The sequence below is a fragment of the Streptomyces sp. NBC_00016 genome (assembly GCF_045040885.1).
GTDB lineage: Bacteria > Actinomycetota > Actinomycetes > Streptomycetales > Streptomycetaceae > Streptomyces > Streptomyces coriariae.
Genome location: NZ_CP108304.1, coordinates 1,779,906 through 1,796,888 on the forward strand (window position 1 = coordinate 1,779,906; position 16,983 = coordinate 1,796,888).

Below are 16,983 nucleotides of genomic sequence, written 5' to 3' on the forward strand. Positions count from 1 at the left end.
GTAAGTGTCTTGACGCTCACTGCGGTTGTCCTCCGAGGGCCGTGGCGACGAGTTCGTCGCGGGTGATGGCGGTGATGTCGTGTTCGGCGACCGTGCGGCCGGCGCTCACGACGACGACCCGGTCGGCGAGCCGCATGACCTCCTCGGCGGAGGAGGAGGCGAGCAGTACGGCCACTCCCCGGGAGGCGAGGTCGTCGAGGAGGGTGTGGATGTCGGCCATGGCCGCGATGTCCACGCCGTTGGTGGGGTCCTCCAGGAAGCACGCGGCCGGAGAGGTCTCCAGCCACTTGCCCAGCAGCACCTTCTGCTGGTTGCCGCCCGACAGCGCGCTGACCGGCGGGTTCCCGGCCAAGGCTCTGACTCCGTAGCTGTGGCGCAACGGGGCTGCCCGGCGGGCCAGTTGACCGCGCCGGTGCAGTCGGCGGCGCGCGAACCGGTCGTCGGCGAGCATCAGGTTCTCGTCCAGCGACATGCCCGGGACCAGGCCCAGCGAGCGGCGGTCGCCGGTGACACAGCGCAGACCGCTGGCGAGCGAGGCCGGGACCCGGCCGAGGGGCACGGCCCGGCCGTCGACGCGCAGATCGCCGCTCTCCGGGCGCTGCCGTCCGGACAGCAGGTCGAACAGCCGGGACTGGGCGTCCCCGGCGGGCCCGAGGACGGCGACGATCTCGCCCCTGCGCACCTCGACGGTGAAGTCCCGGATGGCCCGCCCTTGAGTCAACCCCCGTACGGACAGGCCGACTTCGTCCTTCGGCGTGGGGCGTTCGGGGCGGGTGGAGACGACGTCCCGGCCGACCATGGCGCGCACCAGTCCCGCGTCGTCCAGCTCGGCGGCGGGCGCGCTCGTCACGACGGCCCCGTCCCGCAGCACCGTGAGGCGGTCGGCGACGGCCATGACCTCGTCGATGTAGTGCGAGATGTAGACGACGGCGACACCCTCGTCGCGCAGGGTGCGCACCAGGGCGCGGATCCGGTGGGCGTCCTTGGCGCTCAGACACGCGGTCGGCTCGTCCAGGATCAGCACGCGGCCACCGCGCCGCACCTCGCGGGCCACCTCCACCATGGTCTGCTCGGCGACGGTGAGCGAACCGGCGGCCCGCTCCACGTCGATGGCGATGCCCAGGGCGGCGAGGGCCGTGCGGGCCTCCTCCCGGACCGCCTTCCACCGCACGGCGCGCCCCCGCGTGGGCAGGTCGCCGAGCAGGATGTTCTCGGCGACGCTCAGGCCCATCGCCAGCTCGCGGCGCTGCGGCACCGAGGAGATGCCCAGCCTGCGCGCCCTGCGCACACTCAGCCCGTGCTGCTCCTGCCCGTCGACCTCGATCGTGCCGGCGTCGGCCTGGTGGACGCCGGACAGCACCTGCACGAGGGTCGACTTGCCGGCGCCGTTCATGCCCATCAGGGCGTGCACCTCGCCGGGGTACAGGTCGAGGTCGACGCCTTTCAGCGCGGCCGCCCCGCCGAAGCTCTTGGTGACGCCCCGGGCGCGCAGTACGGCGGTCACGGCCGGTCGCCCTCGGGGGCCACACGTCCGTAGCCGCGGATGTCCGGGAAGGGGGGCTCCTTGTCGGCCTGCAGGTCCACCTGGAAGGTGTTCAGGCACATGCCGAGCATGGTGAAGTTGCCGAGCGCGCCGATGGTGTCCACCAGGCCCTTGGAGCCGAAGTGCTCCAGTGCCGCCGCGAAGGTGGCGTCGGTGACGAAGTGATCGTCGAGGATCTCCCGGCAGAACCGGTAGAAGGCCTGGTCGGCCTCGTTGTCGAAGACCGCCTCGCGCTTCTCGGCGATCGCCTTCACGGCGGCCTCCGGGATGCCGGCCTCGACGGCCTGGTGCACATGGGCGTTCCAGGAGTACTGGGCGTCCCAGTTGCGGGCGGCCATCAGCAGGGTCAACTCGCGCAGGTGCTTGGGCAGCGAGCAGTCGAAGCGGGCGAACGCGCCGAGCGACTCGGCCCGTTCGCACATCTCCGGGCTGTGCAGCCAGACCCGGAAGGGACCGCGCACCGCGCCACGGCGGCCGGCGATCCGCGCGGCCAGCTCCTGCTGCCGCGCATCCATTTCCTCTTCGTCGAGAACGGGGAGCCTCATCCGGCCGATACCTGCCTTTTCTTTCCGGCGCATTACGGGCACGGGTCGTGAATCCGTGCGGTGCCAGGTGAAGGTACAGCCGTGTCCGAGAAGCTCACCCACCTCGGAGCGCAACGTAAAACTGCACGCCGGAGGCCCCCCATTCGCCGGGCGGCGACCTAACGTCGTCCGACATGACCACCATCATCAAGGCCGCGTCCGTCCCGCTGCTCGACCGCGGCGGCGCGGTCGTGACGACACCGCTCGTCACCACCGTGTCGGCGAACGGAGAGAACCGGATCACCAGCGGGATGAGCGTCTACCCCGTCGGTTCCGGGGCCCCGCTGCACTCGCACAACTGCGACGAGCACGTGACGATCCTCGAGGGCGAGGCGGAGGTGTGGGTGGACGGCGAGGTGACGAAGCTGGAGCGGTTCGACACCACGTACGTGCCGTCGCCGATCCCCCACCTGTTCCGCAACATCGGCGACCGCCCGCTGCGGATCCTGTGGGTGTACTCCTCGGGCCATGTGACGCGCACGTTCACCGAGACCGGCCGGACGGTGGAACACCTGTCGGCAGAAGACCAGATGGGCTCCGACGACTGAGCACGGGCCGCCCCGTCAGCGCACCGACGCCGTGGCCGCCTCCGCGATGACCGTGGCCACCACGGCCGGCTGTTCGACGAGGAGAAGGTGCCCGGCGTCGCGCACGGTGACCATGCGCACGCGCGGACAGGCCTCGAGGCCCTGCCGCTCGTCGGCCGTCAGGCCGATCCCGTCGCGGTCGCCGCGCACCACCCAGGCGGGTACCCCGGACCCGCACAGCCTCGGGACCAGCGACGGATACCGGTCCAGGTACGCGTAGTAGCCCCGGACGATCCGGCGACAGGCCGCCGGATCGTTGCCGCCCATGACCGCCGCCAGCGCTTCGGCGCGGTGCGGCGGCATTTCGCGTTTCACGGACCGCGGCAGCAGCGTGATCATGGCCTTCCAGGCCGCGGCACCGACCCCGGGCACCCGGCCCAGGGCGTTCAGCACGGTCAGGAACCTCGCCTCGTCGCTCCGCGAGAAGGTGGGCGACAGCAGCACCAGCGGGCCGTCGAACAGTCCCTGCGCGGCCATCTCCAGTGCCACGTTCGCGCCGAGGCTGTGCCCGACGACCGCGTCGCAGCCGGCGTCGGCGGCGAAGTCGGCCATCAGCCGGGCATAGTGCTCCATGGACACGTCCTCGGGCGCCTCGGTGCGGCCGAAGCCCGGCTGGGTCGCCGCGACCATGCCCAGCCCGGCCACCGCCGGCTCGGCCATGACGTCCGCGTAGAACTCGGTCGTGCACAGCCCGCCCGGAATCATCAGCACCCGGTGCGGGGCGTTCGTGGCGCCCGCCCGGCGGACCTCCCAGCGCTCACCCATACCTCGAGCGTGCGGCCGGACGGGCCTCGCCGCACCCGGGGCGAACAGCACCGGCCGGCCCGAGCGACAGCAAGCCCCACCACCGACCCACCCGCACCCGGCAGCACAGGCGACCACACCCCCCAGGGGCGCGGGGAACCGCGCGACCAGCCCCCACCCGCCCGCGGCCGACGAACTCCCCGGCCCCGGCAGGGCGGGCGCCGGACACGGCGGACGCCGGCCCCCGCACCTCGTGCGGTGGCCGGCATCCGTCCTTGCCCCCGGTGACAGCCGTGCGCCGGTGCGCTCGCTCAGTGGGCGCCCACCAGCTCCTGGTCGGCCCCGCTCGGAGCCTGCTTCGAGCTGCGCAGCGCGGCGATGCCGATGAAGACCATGGACGACAGGCCGGCGATCGCGAACGCGGTGAAGCCCCAGTCGCCCTGGTTCGAGGCGAGCAGCTGGCCGCCCAGCCACGGGCCGAAGACGGCGCCGAAGCGGCCCATGCCGGAGGTCCAGCCGACGGCCGTGGCCCGGTTGTCCGCGTGGGAGCGGATGGAGACCGTCGCGTAGATCATCGTCTGGGCGCTGTTGAGGAAGACGCCGGTGAAGAAGACGACGATCATCGTCACGCTCATCGGCATGTGGACGCTGAGCAGGAACACGCCGGCGGCGGTCAGCGCGAACCAGACCGCGGAGATGCGCGGGGCACCGAACCGGTCGGCGGCGCGCCCGGCGACCAGCATGCCCACGATGCCGCCGAGGTTGAAGACGACCACGAAGGACAGGGCCGAGCCCAGCTCGTAGCCCTCGGCGCGCATCAGGGTGGGCAGCCAGGTGGCGACGCCGTAGACGAGGAGGAGACCGCCGAAGGAGGCCAGCCAGTACAGCAGGGTCTGGGTCCACTCGCCGCCGCGGAACAGGTCCTTCAGCGCGTTCCAGCGGTCGGTCGCGCCCTGCTTGCCGGACTTGTCGGCGGGCAGCTCGACGTCGTAGCGGGTGGCCAGCTCGCGGGCCTCGTCGGCGCGGCCCTTGGCGACGAGGAAGCTCAGCGACTCGGGCAGCAGCTTGGCGAGCACCGGGGCGAAGAGCAGGGGGAGCACGCACACCCAGAACGCGGCGCGCCAGCCGACCGGGTCGATGAGCCACTTGGCGACGTAGGCGGAGAGGATGCCGCCGGCGTGGTGGGCGGTCATCAGCAGGCCGATGATGATGGCGCCGCGGCCGCGCGGGGCGTAGTCGGAGACCATGCTGATCGCGGTGGGCAGCAGGCCGCCGAGGCCGACGCCCGCCAGGGTCCGGCCGAGGCCGAAGACCTCGACGCTGCCCGCCATCGCGCACACGCCGGAGGCGAGCGAGAAGAGGATCACGCAGCCGACCATCAGCTTCTTGCGCCCGATCCGGTCGGCGACGGTGCCCGCCGTCAGGGCGCCGATCAGCATGCCGAAGGTGGCGTAGCTGCCGAGGTCGCCGGCCGTGTCCGGGGTGAGGCCGAAGGTCTTCGTCTCCAGCAGGTGCGGCAGCACCGAGCCGTAGATGAACATGTCGAGGCCGTCGAAGAGCACGGCCAGCCAGCACAGACCGACGACCAGGAGGGCCAGTCTGCTGCCGCGGGCGGACAGCGCGGGGGAGGAGGACATCGTTGTTTTCCTCTCGTCCAGGAGACGTGCCCTGGAGGGGACGAGTGAAGAGGGCCGGCGCGGCTCGTGCGGCTGACCCGGTGTGCGCAAGACGCTAAGGATCAGCCCGAAGAGAGTCAACACTTTTGTCAACAATCTCATCGACAATCAGTCGATCCGCTGGTCCGACGCCCTGCGCACCCGAAGAACAGACTCAGCTCACGGGCGGTGTGCCGTGCGTGTGGAACGACTCGATCGTCCGCAGACCCCAGGCCTGCCCCTTCTTGCGCTCTTCCTCGGTCCAGGTGATCAGCGGCCAGTCGGGGGCCAGGACGAGGCGCGTGAGCGGGTTGCACAGCTCGATGCGGTTGCCGCCGGGCTCGTAGACGTACAGGAAGAACGTCTGCTGGATGGCGTGCTTGTGCGGGCCCGTCTCGATGAACACGCTCGAGTCGATCGCGAGATCGGCGGCGCGCAGGATGTCCTCACGGGTGTCCGTCGCGAACGCGATGTGGTGCAGCCGCCCGGAACTGCCGGTCCAGTCCGAGGTGTAGACGACGTCGTACGACTTGTTCGTGAACGTCAGCCAGCGCGCCGCGATCTTCCCCGTGTCGAGCCTGATCTGCTCGGTGGGGCGGGCGCCCAGCAGGTTCTGCTGGAACTCGGAGTTGGCGAGCACGTCGGCGGCGAGGAAGTTGATGTGGTCCAGGCGCCGTACGCCCACACCCCGGTTGGGCTTGGCCTGCGGCTGGTTCTTCAGGGCCGGCTTCAGCTCGTCGGGGGCCCGGTAGTGCTCGCTCTCCCAGTACAGGGCGTGCTCGTGGCCGTCGGGGTCGGTGGTGACGTACAGCTTGCCGAGGCCGGGCTCGTCCTCGACCCAGTGGCCGGTGCCGCCCGCCGCCTCGACGGCCGCGACCCGGCGCTGCAGGGCCTCCTCGCTGGAGGTGCGCAGGGCCAGCCGGCCGAGGCCGGGCTGTTCGCGGGCGGTGAGCACCAGGCTGTGGTGCTCGTAGTCGTCGAAGGTCCGCAAGTAGACCGTGTCGCCGTCCTGCCCGTTGACGGTGAGCCCCAGGTAGTCCGTGAAGAAACCGACGCTGGCGTCCAGGTCCGGGGTGAAGAGCTGGGCATGGCCGATGTGGGCGATGTCGCCGAGCGGCGGAGTCATCGTTGACCTCCAAGGGAGCGGGGAGAGAGGGGGGCCGTCTCGGCGGACCTGGGGAAGACGGTGCCGTCGAAGATCTTTCGGGCCGTGCGTACCACGGCGGTGCGGCGGGCGCGGGGCAGACCGTCGGGGGTTGACCCGAGGCTACTTTCGATATCCAGGAATCCCGTGGGATGTTCTATGCGAATTCGGTCACTTTCGACGTCGATCCTCGCCAGCTCCGCCCCCACGCTGCCTTCGATCCGCAGGCCGGCCGCGACGCTGGCCGCGCCGAGCACCCCGATCGAGGGGTGGCAGCGCACAGGAATGAAGGTACGGGTGGTGACCGCGCCGTCGCCGCGGGGCGCGGCGAGCAGCGTGAGCTTGGGCACGGTGGTGTCCGAGACGTCGCCGAGGCCCATCAGCCGGCCCGCCGCCAGACGGATCGTCCGCAGGCGGTCGGCGAGCGCGACGTCCTCCTCGAGATCCCTGGGCAGCTCGTAGCCGGTGACCTTGACGGAGGTGGCCTCGATGAGCACCGTCGGCATCCCGTTGTCCACGCAGGTCACCGCCACACCGTCGATCTCGTCGCGGACGTTGCCGGTGGGCAGCAGCGTGCCGTTGCCCGGCGGGAACTCGATCACCACGGGCGCGGCCGTCCCCGGCACCCCGGAGATCTCGGCGGCGCCGGTGTAGTCCACGCGACCGCCCGGCGTCGGGAAGGTCGCCGTCGCGTAGTCGTCGGAGTTCACCATGCGGATACGGACGGCGGTCTCCTCCTCCCCCGCGGCGACGAGCCCGCGCTCCACGGCGAACGGGCCGACACCGGCGAGGATGTTGCCGCAGTTCTGACGGTCGCTCACCTCCGGCCGGTCCACGGCGATCTGGAGGAAGAGGTAGTCGACGTCGGCGTGCGGGTCGGCCGACGGCGACACCACGGCCACCTTGCTGGTGAGCGGGTGCGCGCCGCCCAGGCCGTCGATCTGGCGGGCGTCCGGACTGCCCATGACACGCAGCAACAGCTCGTCGCGCAGGGCCGGTTCGGCGGGGAGATCGTCGGCGAGGAAGTACGCGCCCTTGGAGGTGCCGCCCCGCATCAGCAGGCAGGGCAGCTCCTCGGGCACGGAGGTCACGACGACTCCCCCGTGTACGCGTCGTACGTCTTGTACTCGACGCCGAGCCGCTTCAGGGTCTCCCTCAACCCGTAGCGGTCCAGGCCGAGTTCGCCGTCGAGGAAGGCGGCACGGGAGCGGGCCTCCTTGGCCTCGCGGGCCTCGGACGCCGCCACGGTGGCGCGGGCACGCTCGCGCGGGACGACCACCACACCGTCGTCGTCGGCGAGGATCACGTCGCCCGGACGGATCACCTGGCCGTCGATCGCGATCGGTACGTTGACCGAGCCGCCGGTGGCCTTCACGGTGCCCTGCGAGGAGACGGCCCGCGACCAGGCCGCGAAACCCATGTCCCGCAGCTCCTGGGTGTCGCGGATGCCCGCGTTGGTGATCACGCCGCGCACCCCGCGCCGCTGGAGCGCGGTCGCGAAGAGCTCGCCGAACATGCCGTCGGTGGACGGGGAGGTGGTGGTGACGACCAGGATGTCGCCCTCGCCGCACTGCTCGACGGCCGCGTGGATCATGAGGTTGTCGCCGGGCCAGCTGAGCACGGTCACGGCGGTGCCGGCGACCCGTACGCCCTGCTGGATGGGGCGGATCTCCGGACCCAGCAGGCCGGTACGGCCCAACGCCTCGCCGACCGTGGCCACGCCGAAGCCGGCCAGCGCGTCGACGTCCTTCAGCTCCGCCTTCGGCGGATCGGTGACGATCACGCCGCTCATGACAGCTCCTTGGCGATCTGCGGGTAGGGACGCATGTACGCCTCGGCCATGGTCTTGTGCGCCAGGCCCAGGTTCGGTCCCGCGTTGCGCTTGAGCTGGACGCCCCGGCGCACGGCGAGGTCGGTGTAGTAGTCCCACAGGTGCTGCTGGGCGCCGAGGCACTCCATGGCCTTGCGCTTGGTGTCCCACACCTCGGTGATGTCGAGCAGCACCTCGGGCCGGAAACCGCTCATCTCCGGCTGGTGCGGCTCGAAGTAGAAGACCGGCGGCGCGCCGATGATCTCGCCCTCGCCCGGGTAGCCGATGGCCTGGGCGAGGACCCTGGCCTCCAGCGCCATGCGGTTGGCGGCCGGGTGGTCGCCGTTGTACGGGTCCTCGGTGGGGTGGGTCAGCACGACGTCCGGCTGGGTGTCCCGGTAGACGGCGACGAGCCGGTCGGTCAGCTCGGCGGTGGCCACCAGCGGGTAGTCGCCGGCGTCGAAGAAGCGGACCTCGGCGCCCAGGGTGGCGGCGGCGCGCTCGGCCTCGTCCCGGCGTATCGCCTTGATCTCGTCGAGTTTCCTGCCCTCGCGCCACGCCTTGGCGGACTCACCGCGCTCGCCGAAGGTCAGGCACGCGATGGTGACCTTCTCCCCGCGGGAGGCGGCCAGGGCGATGGCACCGCCCGCCCGCCACACGAAGTCGCCGGCGTGCGCGGTGACGACGAGGGTCGATCGTGGTGGGCTGGCGGGCGCGTTGGCCTGGGTCATTCTCAGATCTCCTTGGTGACAGGTGGGCGCCCGCCCCGCGCAGCCGTGATCAGTCGCGCAGCGCCTCGATCACGCTGGTGAGGTGGGCGCGGACGGCCGTCTCGGCCGCCTGGGGGTCCCTGGCCCGGATCGCTTCGATCATGGTCAGGTGCTCGTTCAGGGATTGCTGCGGCCTCCCCGGCCTCAGCGCCAACTGGAAGCGGTGGCGCACCAGTTGGGCGTTGAGCCGCTCCAGCAGCTCCTGCGCGGTCTGCTGGCCGGAGAACTCCCGGATGCGGACGTGCAGTTCGTGGTTCAGGTCGGAGTAGGTGACCGGCTCGCCGTCGGCGACGGCCTTGGTCATGGCCGTGCCGAGGTCGGTCAGTTCGATCAACTGGTCGTCGCTGGCCGCGACGGCCGCCTTCGAAGCACAGAGCCCTTCGAGAACCATGCGGCACTCGGTGATGGCGACCGCTTCGTCCACGGTCACCACCCGCACCCGCGAGCCGCGGTTGCGGATCCGTTCGACGAGCCCCTGGGACTCCAGATCGATGAGCGCCGCGCGGATGCTGGCCCGCGTCACACCGAACTGCTCGGCGAGCTCGTTCTCCACCAGCCGCTGGGCCGGTGCCATCTCGCCGTGCAGGATCGCCTGCCGCAGCTGCGCGAGCGCATGCTGTTTGGCCTGCTCCCCGGTGCTCGGACGGGCTTCTTTCGGCATGGTTGCCCTCCCTGAGTGAGTGCCTGTCGAACCTAAATCTAGCGAAACAAGATTGTCAACAATTTTGTCCGCCGTATTGCGCGCGTGCTTCCGCCGCGCCATGTTCCCACTGGACGGGCCGGCGCAGGACGGTACGGGCTACTTGATCAACGCGTTCGCCACGACCACGATCACGCCGAGCAGCGCGTCGACCGCCCCGATCAGCACCGCGACGGGCCAACGGCGGCGCGCCCAGCGGGCGGTGACCAGGCCGAGGGCGAACAGCAGGGCGATGTTCAGGGTGAACGCGGCGTACTCCACCCCGCTCGCCGGCCACCAGCCCCAGCCGGCGCCCGCGAGGATCAGGACGGTCGGCAGCACGGCGGCGACAAGGGGCCACTCCTCGGCGAGGGTGCGCAGTGCGTCCCCTCGGCGATGCGCACCCCGCTCGGCGATGTAGTGGGCGTAGCCGTGCGCGAGCGCCGAGGCGAACGCGGTCACCAGCAGCCAGACGGCGTCGTAGCGGCGGCTGCCGCGGGAGGTGTGCCCGTACTGGCTGAGCGCGGCGACCATCGAACTCGCGAGCACCGCGCCGTAGACACCGCCGAAGAGGAGAGCCTCTCGCGTGTCGTGCCGGTGCGGCTCGCGCGCCGGCGCGGTGTCGTCCGCCATGGGCACCACGATCACCCCGCCGCGCACGGGCCGCCAGTCGTGACGAAGTGTCCTCCCACCTGGGCCGACAGCCCACACAGTGTCCACGCCCGGCGGACGTACGGCCTCGCTAGGGTCACCCTCATGAGCACCGACAGCGGCCCTGCGCCCCACAGCTTCGTCGTCCACATCCCCGACGCCGGCCTCGAGCCCGAGCCGCTCGATCCGCGGCAGATCGTCGCCGGGACCCCCGAGGTGACCGGCAAGGTGGTGTGGGAGTCGGCGGACGGCCGGCAGATCAGGGGGATCTGGCAGATCACCCCGGGCGTCGTCACCGACACCGAGGCGGACGAGCTGTTCGTGGTGATCAGCGGGTCGGCGACCATCGAGGTCGAGGGCGGCCCCACCCTGACGGTCGGTCCGGGCGACATGGCGGTGCTGCGCGAGGGCGACCGGACGACCTGGACGGTCCACGAGACGCTGCGGAAGGCCTACGCGATCACGCTGTGACCGCGGGCGGGCGCGCCGTCGTCCCCCGGACCTCCAGGACCGGTGGGGTCAGCTGCAACCGTCCCTCCCCGCCCGGCCGTTCGAGACGGTCGAGCAGACAACGGGCGGCACGGCGGCCGACCTCGTGGCCGGCGCCGTCGACGGTCGTCAGCCACACATGGCGCAGCCGGGAGATACCGGTGTTGTCGTAGCCGACCACGGACAGGTCGCGCGGCACGCGCAGGCCCAGTTCCTCGGCCGCCGACAGCACCCCCACCGCCGTCATGTCGTTGACGGCGAACACGGCCGTGGGCCGGTCGGCGCGGGCGAGCAGCCGCACCGTGGCCCGGTAGCCGCCCTCCTCGGTCATGTCCCCCGCCTCGACCAGCGCCGCACGGTCCGGCCCCGCCGCCCGCATGGTGGCCTCGAAGCCTCGCCTGCGCAGGTCGGCGACGGCACCGTAGCCCGCCAGGTGGGCGATGCGGCGGTGGCCGAGTCCGACGAGGTGCTCGGTGACCAGGCGGGCGCCGCGCTCGTCGTCGTTCGCCACCACGTCCACCCCGGCCGGCACCGGCTCCCGGGCCGCCGCGACCACGACCGGCATCCGGGCGGCGACGGTCTCCAGGGCCGCCGGGTCGGGCAGCGTGCCGACCACGACCAGCCCGTCCGCCCCGAGGTCCAGGAAGGGCCCGGCCGGATCCTGGCCGACACGCCGGTGCAGCCGCGCGTCGGCCAGCAGCATGTGCAGGCCGCTCGCGTGCAGCAGGGAGTTGAGGCCGTCCAGCAGGTCCACGTACCAGGGGTTGCGCAGATCGTGCAGCAGGACGCCGACCATGGGGTTCCCCCCGCCCGGGCGCGGCCGGGAGTCGGGCACGGTGCGCTGCTCACCGAGACTGCGGGCCGCCTCGTTGGGCCGGTAGCCCAGCTCGCGCACGGCCCGCAGGACGGCCTCCCGCTTCTCGGCACGCACCTGGTCGGAGCCGCGCAGCACCAGGGAGACCAGTGACTTGGACACCCCGGCCCGGTCGGCGACGTCACGGATGGTGGGTGGTCTCATGATTGGACCGTTCCATGTGGCGCACGGATTGTCAAAGGGCCTGGAGACCCTTGACACCCTGGCGAAACGGCCCGCAGGGTGGCCTGGTCAGTGGATGGAGCGGTCCAAGGAAGGGCTGTGGTGACTGTCATGGTGGATGCGCTGGGAGTGGCCGTCGTCGGGTTCGGCTGGATGGGCCGCGTGCACACCCAGGCGTACGCGCGCGTGCGGCACCACTACCCGCGGCTGGCGCTGCGGCCGGAGCTCGTGAGCGTCGCCGAGGAGGTGCCCGGCCGGGCCGACGAGGCAGCGGAGCAGTTCGGCTTCGCCTCCGCCACGCGGGACTGGCGCGAGGTGGCGGCCGACCCACGGGTGCGGGCCGTCAGCATCACCGCGCCGAACTTCCTGCACCGCGCGATCGGTGTCGCGATGGCTGAAGCCGGCAAACACATCTGGATCGAGAAGCCCGTGGGCCTGACTCCCCCGGACGCCCGGGCGGTGGCGGACGCGGTGGCCGGGGCGGGCGTGCAGGGCGCGGTCGGCTTCAACTACCGCAACGCGCCCGCCGTGGAAGCCGCCCGCGACCTGATCGCCTCCGGTGAGCTCGGCACGGTCACTCACGTCCGCATCCGCCTCTTCAGCGACTACGCGGCCCACCCCGACGGCGCCCTGACCTGGCGGTACGAGCGAGAGCGGGGCGGCAGCGGAGTGCTGGGCGACCTGGCCTCGCACGGCGTCGACCTGGCCCGTTTCCTGCTCGGCGACATCACGTCCCTGACGGCCGACACGGCGGTCTTCGTCCCCGAGCGGGCCCGCCCGACGGGCGCGACCGCGGGCCACAGCCTTGCCGTCGGCGGCGAACTCGGCCCGGTCGAGAACGAGGACTACGTCAACTGCCTGCTCCGCTTCGCCTCCGGCGCCCGGGGCGTGCTGGAGGCCTGCCGGGTCTCGGTCGGCGAGCAGAACAACTACGGCTTCGAGGTGCACGGCACCAAGGGCGCCGTGTTCTGGGACTTCCGGCGGATGAACGAGCTCGGCGTCAGCCGCGGCACCACGTACCAGGACCAGCCCGTCAGCACGGTGTACGTCGGCCCGGGCGACGGCGAGTTCGGCGCCTTCCAGCCGGGCGCGGCGAACGCCATGGGGTACGACGACCTCAAGGTGGTGGAGGCCTACCGCTTCCTGCGCTCGGTCGCCGAGGGCACCCCCTACGGGGCGACGCTCGCGGACGCGGTGCACAGCGCGACCGTGCTGGAGGCGATGACACGGTCCGCGGAGAGCGGTTCCTGGGTGGACGTGCACCCGTAGGGGTGGCGACAGGACCACCCCCGATCCGGTTCTCAGGCCCAGGGACGGCGCGCCCCGGGAACGGCAGGCTTCAGGAGTCGGCGAACGCGACCACGAACCCGCGGACGCCGGCACCGAATCCGCCACACCGAGAACTCGGGGGACCCTCATGTCCGAAGTCATCGCCCGCCGTCTGACCGGCCTCGCTGCCCTCGTCGCCGCGGTCGCGCTCATCGTCCAGGTGCCGCTCTACTTCGTCTACGACGGCCCGCCGCCGGACGGCAACGTCCTGTCCCGGCTGCTCATCGGGATCGTCGCGCTGGCCTCCCTGGTCGTGTTCGTGACGGCGTTGCGCGAACTGGTCGGCCGGGTGAGTCCCGCCCACGCATGGGCCGGCTCCCTCGCCTTCGCCACGGGCCTCGTCTACGCCACGATCACCCTGGTCTCGATGGGCCTCGAGGCCGGCGCGGTCATCGCCGTCGACCACCCGATCGACCCGACCATCGACGTCAGTGGCACCTACATCCTCTACGGGTCGATCTCCAAGCTGATGCTGGCGCTCTTCCTGACCGCGCTGGGCCAGGCCGTCACCCGCGCGCGCCTGCTGCCGCGCTGGACCGGCCGCTCGGCCTACGTCCTGGCGGGGATCAACCTGGCCTTCGTGCCCTCCCTGTTCTTCGGCAACGACCCCGCGTTCTTCTACGCGGCGAACGGCTGGGGCACGACCGCCCTGCTGGGCGCCGTCCTCAGTTACTGGCTGCTGGCCCTGGGTGTCTGCGTCTACCGCAGCGCGGCACGCGTCGCCCCGGTGGCCGGGACAACGGCGCCACGGCACTGAGCCGCCCGCAGGACCCGCGCCCCGGGTGCCCCGGGTGGCAGCCGCGTCAGCCGGCAGCCGCCTGGGGCGGCATGTTGTACGGGGTGACCACCTGGATCGCCGACGGCAGCGGGGGCCCGGCCGGCGGCAGCGCGCCGTGCGCCCGCATCACGGCGTGGCAGGCCTCGCGCACGTCGCGGCGCAGGTCGTGGTGGAGGACGGCGGACAGCCGGTGCCCGCGCAGCAGCCGGGTGTTGTCGTGGTCGAGGTCGTGCGCGACGAACACGTCGCACTCCCGGCCGAGGTCGGCGAAGGCGCGCAGGGTGGCGTCGTTTCCGCCGCCGATGGAGTAGACGGCACGGATGTCCCGGTCGCGTTCCAGCGCGGCCCGGACCAGCTCGTACTGCGTGGCGTCCAGCCCCTGCCCCTCGGCGATCTCGACCAGCGTGCGCTCGGGATCGCGGGCCCGCATCACGCTGCGGAAACCCATCTCGCGCTCCTCCTCGTTGCGGAAGAAGCCGCTGCTCAGGCTGGTGAGCACATTGCCGGGACGGTCACCGAGCCACTGGCCCATGAGGTAGGCGGCGGTGGCGCCGGCGGCCCGGTCGTCGATCCCGACGTAGGCGAGACGGGCGCTGGCCGGCAGATCCGTGACCAGGGTGACGACCGGGATCCCGGCGGCGACCAGCCGGCCGACGGCGGCGTTGGTCTCGGGCACGTCCGGCGCCTTGAGGACGACCCCTTGCGAGCCGCGCCGGGCTATCCGGTCGAGAATGGCGATCTGCTCCTGGACCGGTCCGGTCTCCCGGAAGTGGAAGCGGGAGCGCAGCACGGCCGGGTGCAGCGAGGGCAGTTCGGCCTCCAGAGCGGCCCGGACGGCGGTGGTGAACCGTTCCGGCGCCTGCATCACGATGTCGACCATGAAGGTGCGCCCGACGAGCCTGACCTGGGTGCGCTGCCGGTCCAGGTCGGCGATGGCCCGCTGGACCTCCTGCACGGTGGACTCCCGCACCCCTCCCCTGCCGTTCAGCACCCGGTCGACGGTGGCCTCGCTCAGACCCGCCTGACGTGCGATCTCCCGGATGGGGAAGGGGTGGCCCACGGAAAGCTCCTCCGGGATCTGCTTGAGGGGTTTTTGATGGCCGCCTGCTGGTTGTTCGACGGGTTTGTCATGACAAGAATGGCAGCACTGAGCCGCCATTGCCATCGAAGGGACGACGATGTCCTTCACCTCCGTGCGAGGTCAAGCCTGGCTGACCGAGCAGGACTGCGACCTCGACACCTTCCGCCCGCTCGTCGAACGCACCACCGACCTCGCCGACTTCCCGCACGCCTCGGCGGTGCAGGGGAACGTCCTCGTCTACGACAGTGAGCGGCTGCGCGCCCCCGGAACGGACCGCGCGGTCCGCGCCGAGCTGGTGCGGGCCCTGAGCGACGGCCCCGGAGTGGTCGTCTTCCGCGACGCCTTCCCCGATCCGGCGGTCGTCGACCGGGCCACCGCCGTCTTCGACGCGCTCATCGCCGAGCAGCGCGCCTCGGGCGCGACCGCCGGTGACCACTTCGCGAAGCCCGGCGCCAACGACCGTGTCTGGAACGCCCTGGAGAAGGCCGCCCTGCATGACCCGGAGGCGTTCGCCGACTACTACGCCAACGACATCCTGGCGCTGGTGGCCCGGGCCTGGCTCGGCCCGGGCTACCAGATGACGTCCCAGGTCAACGTGGTCAACCCGGGCGGCCAGGCGCAGAGCGTGCACCGCGACTACCACCTCGGCTTCCTCTCCGACGCGCGGGCCGCCGCCTACCCGGCGCACGTCCACCTGCTCTCCCCCGTGCTCACCCTCCAGGGCGCCGTCGCGCACTGCGACATGCCCGTGGAGTCCGGGCCCACGCTGTACCTGCCGTACTCACAGACGTACGAGCCCGGCTACCTGGCGTGGCGCCGGCCCGAGTTCCAGGAGTACTTCGGGAAGAACCGGGTCCAACTTCCGCTGGCGAAGGGCGACGCCGCGTTCTTCAACCCGGCCGTCTTCCACGCCGCCGGCACCAACCGCACCACCGACGTACGCCGGATGGCCAACCTGCTCCAGGTGTCCTCGGCCTTCGGGCGCGCGATGGAGACCGTGGACCGGGAGGCCGTGGCGAACGCGGTCTACCCCGTGCTGCTGGAGCGCCGGGCGCGGGGCGTGGACGAGGAGTGGCTGGAGCGTGTCGTCGCCGCGAGCGCCGAGGGCTATCCCTTCCCCACCAACCTCGACAGCGACCCGCCCGTCGACGGCCTCGCCCCGCCCGCGCAGGCGGACCTCGTACGACGGGCACTGCACGAGGAGTGGACCCCGCAGGCACTCCGGGACGAGCTGCGGGCCTGCGCCCTGCGGCGCACGAGCTGAAAGGACCTCCCATGGGACTTCTCGACGACAAGGTCGTCCTCGTCAACGGCGGCAGCCAGGGCGTCGGCGCGGCCGTCGCCCGGGCCGCCGTCCGTGAGGGCGCCCTGGTCGCCGTCACCGGACGGCGGCCGAAAGCGGGCGAGGCGCTGGTGGCGGAGCTGACCGCCGCCGGCGGCAAGGCGCTCTTCGTCCGGGCCGACCTCTCCGACGCCGGACAGGCGAAGGGGGCGGTGGCCGAGACGGTGGCCTCCTACGGCCGCGTCGACTGCCTGGTGAACTCGGCGGGGCTGACCACCCGGGGCACGCTGCTCGACACCACGCCCGAACTGTTCGACCAGCACATCGCGATCAACCTGAAGGCGCCGTTCTTCGCCATGCAGGCGGCCGTCGCGGACATGCTCGCCCGCGAGGCGCCCGGCACGGTCGTCAACATCATCACCTCTTCGGCCCACGGCGGTCAGCCGTTTCTCGCGCCGTACGTCGCCGCGAAGGCCGGCCTGATCGGACTGACCCGCAACGCGGCGCACGCGCACCGCTTCGACCGGGTCCGGATCAACGGCCTCAACATCGGCTGGACGGCCACCGAGGGCGAGGACGCGACACAGAAGGCCTTCCACGACGCCGGGGACGACTGGCGTGAGCAGGCCGCCGCACGACTGCCGATGGGCAAGCTGGGCCAGCCGGACGAGATCGCCGACTTCGTGGTGTTCCTGCTGTCCGAGCGATCGGGCGTGGTCACCGGTTCGGTGATCGACTGGGACCAGAACGTGCTCGGCGGCCTGGACTGAACATCTCAACCCCACCCAGGCATCCGGAGCCCGCGTCTTGAGCCCGTCCGG

18 protein-coding genes are annotated in these 16,983 nt (G+C 71.8%); 6 read left to right on the forward strand and 12 right to left on the reverse strand.

The features are described from left to right. Positions 1-16 precede the first annotated feature (16 nt). Positions 17-1,504 carry a sugar ABC transporter ATP-binding protein gene (locus tag OG933_RS07960; RefSeq protein WP_362518876.1) on the reverse strand — a complete coding sequence of 496 codons (1,488 nt, stop codon included), beginning with the start codon at positions 1,502-1,504 and terminating at the stop codon, positions 17-19. Then, entirely contained in the window at positions 1,501-2,058 is a 558-nt protein-coding gene (locus OG933_RS07965; protein WP_362520049.1) for a carboxymuconolactone decarboxylase family protein, read from the reverse strand. The genes OG933_RS07960 and OG933_RS07965 overlap by 4 nt, the downstream gene beginning before the upstream one ends. 203 nt (positions 2,059-2,261) lie before the next feature. On the opposite strand from OG933_RS07965, the gene OG933_RS07970 reads away from it, so the two are divergent. Beyond that, the gene (locus OG933_RS07970) at positions 2,262-2,675 is read left to right on the forward strand and encodes a cupin domain-containing protein (RefSeq protein ID WP_362518873.1); all 414 of its coding nucleotides are present in this window, start codon (positions 2,262-2,264) and stop codon (positions 2,673-2,675) included. 15 nt (positions 2,676-2,690) lie between these two features. Here OG933_RS07970 and OG933_RS07975 read toward each other — a convergent pair whose 3' ends face one another. The 8 genes from OG933_RS07975 to OG933_RS08010 form a co-directional block, all read right to left on the reverse strand. After that, complete coding sequence (locus OG933_RS07975; protein WP_405626196.1) at positions 2,691-3,479, reverse strand: alpha/beta fold hydrolase; 789 nt, start codon at positions 3,477-3,479, stop codon at positions 2,691-2,693. 290 nt (positions 3,480-3,769) lie between these two features. Continuing rightward, positions 3,770-5,095 (reverse strand): aromatic acid/H+ symport family MFS transporter, encoded by a 1,326-nt coding sequence (locus OG933_RS07980; protein ID WP_362518868.1) that lies wholly within the window; start codon positions 5,093-5,095, stop codon positions 3,770-3,772. Positions 5,096-5,288: 193 nt separating this feature from the next. Then, positions 5,289-6,239 carry a catechol 2,3-dioxygenase gene (locus OG933_RS07985; RefSeq protein WP_405626199.1) on the reverse strand — a complete coding sequence of 317 codons (951 nt, stop codon included), beginning with the start codon at positions 6,237-6,239 and terminating at the stop codon, positions 5,289-5,291. Then, positions 6,236-7,348: a 4-oxalomesaconate tautomerase gene (locus tag OG933_RS07990; RefSeq protein WP_362518863.1), complete on the reverse strand. Its 1,113-nt coding sequence runs from the start codon at positions 7,346-7,348 to the stop codon at positions 6,236-6,238. Before OG933_RS07990 ends, OG933_RS07985 begins: the two co-directional genes overlap by 4 nt. Then, a complete protein-coding gene (locus OG933_RS07995; protein WP_362518861.1) occupies positions 7,345-8,049 on the reverse strand; it encodes a 4-carboxy-4-hydroxy-2-oxoadipate aldolase/oxaloacetate decarboxylase in 705 nt (234 codons plus the stop codon). The genes OG933_RS07990 and OG933_RS07995 overlap by 4 nt, the downstream gene beginning before the upstream one ends. Next, complete coding sequence (locus OG933_RS08000; protein ID WP_362266120.1) at positions 8,046-8,798, reverse strand: PIG-L deacetylase family protein; 753 nt, start codon at positions 8,796-8,798, stop codon at positions 8,046-8,048. Before OG933_RS08000 ends, OG933_RS07995 begins: the two co-directional genes overlap by 4 nt. Before the next feature lie 49 nt (positions 8,799-8,847). Beyond that, complete coding sequence (locus OG933_RS08005; protein ID WP_020127395.1) at positions 8,848-9,498, reverse strand: GntR family transcriptional regulator; 651 nt, start codon at positions 9,496-9,498, stop codon at positions 8,848-8,850. Positions 9,499-9,636: 138 nt separating this feature from the next. After that, positions 9,637-10,149 carry a hypothetical protein gene (locus OG933_RS08010; protein WP_362518857.1) on the reverse strand — a complete coding sequence of 171 codons (513 nt, stop codon included), beginning with the start codon at positions 10,147-10,149 and terminating at the stop codon, positions 9,637-9,639. 123 nt (positions 10,150-10,272) lie between these two features. Here OG933_RS08010 and OG933_RS08015 point away from each other — a divergent pair, with 123 nt between their 5' ends. Continuing rightward, a complete protein-coding gene (locus OG933_RS08015) occupies positions 10,273-10,638 on the forward strand; it encodes a cupin domain-containing protein (protein WP_362518855.1) in 366 nt (121 codons plus the stop codon). Here the strand turns inward: OG933_RS08015 and OG933_RS08020 are convergent. Beyond that, entirely contained in the window at positions 10,628-11,674 is a 1,047-nt protein-coding gene (locus OG933_RS08020) for a LacI family DNA-binding transcriptional regulator (protein WP_405626203.1), read from the reverse strand. The two genes, OG933_RS08015 and OG933_RS08020, sit on opposite strands and share 11 nt — an antisense overlap. A 129-nt stretch (positions 11,675-11,803) precedes the next feature. On the opposite strand from OG933_RS08020, the gene OG933_RS08025 reads away from it, so the two are divergent. Both OG933_RS08025 and OG933_RS08030 read left to right on the forward strand, forming a co-directional pair. After that, the gene (locus OG933_RS08025; RefSeq protein ID WP_405633280.1) at positions 11,804-12,961 is read left to right on the forward strand and encodes a Gfo/Idh/MocA family protein; all 1,158 of its coding nucleotides are present in this window, start codon (positions 11,804-11,806) and stop codon (positions 12,959-12,961) included. A 148-nt stretch (positions 12,962-13,109) separates the two neighbouring features. After that, the gene (locus tag OG933_RS08030) at positions 13,110-13,778 is read left to right on the forward strand and encodes a hypothetical protein (protein WP_362518849.1); all 669 of its coding nucleotides are present in this window, start codon (positions 13,110-13,112) and stop codon (positions 13,776-13,778) included. Positions 13,779-13,824: 46 nt separating this feature from the next. On the opposite strand, the gene OG933_RS08035 is transcribed toward OG933_RS08030, so the two are convergent. Beyond that, positions 13,825-14,859, reverse strand: coding sequence for a LacI family DNA-binding transcriptional regulator (locus OG933_RS08035; protein ID WP_405626206.1), 1,035 nt, complete (start codon positions 14,857-14,859; stop codon positions 13,825-13,827). 118 nt (positions 14,860-14,977) lie between these two features. Here OG933_RS08035 and OG933_RS08040 point away from each other — a divergent pair, with 118 nt between their 5' ends. Next, positions 14,978-16,144, forward strand: coding sequence for a phytanoyl-CoA dioxygenase family protein (locus OG933_RS08040; RefSeq protein WP_362518846.1), 1,167 nt, complete (start codon positions 14,978-14,980; stop codon positions 16,142-16,144). 11 nt (positions 16,145-16,155) lie between these two features. Next, positions 16,156-16,932: an SDR family oxidoreductase gene (locus OG933_RS08045; RefSeq protein WP_362518843.1), complete on the forward strand. Its 777-nt coding sequence runs from the start codon at positions 16,156-16,158 to the stop codon at positions 16,930-16,932. The last annotated feature ends 51 nt before the right edge of the window (positions 16,933-16,983 follow it).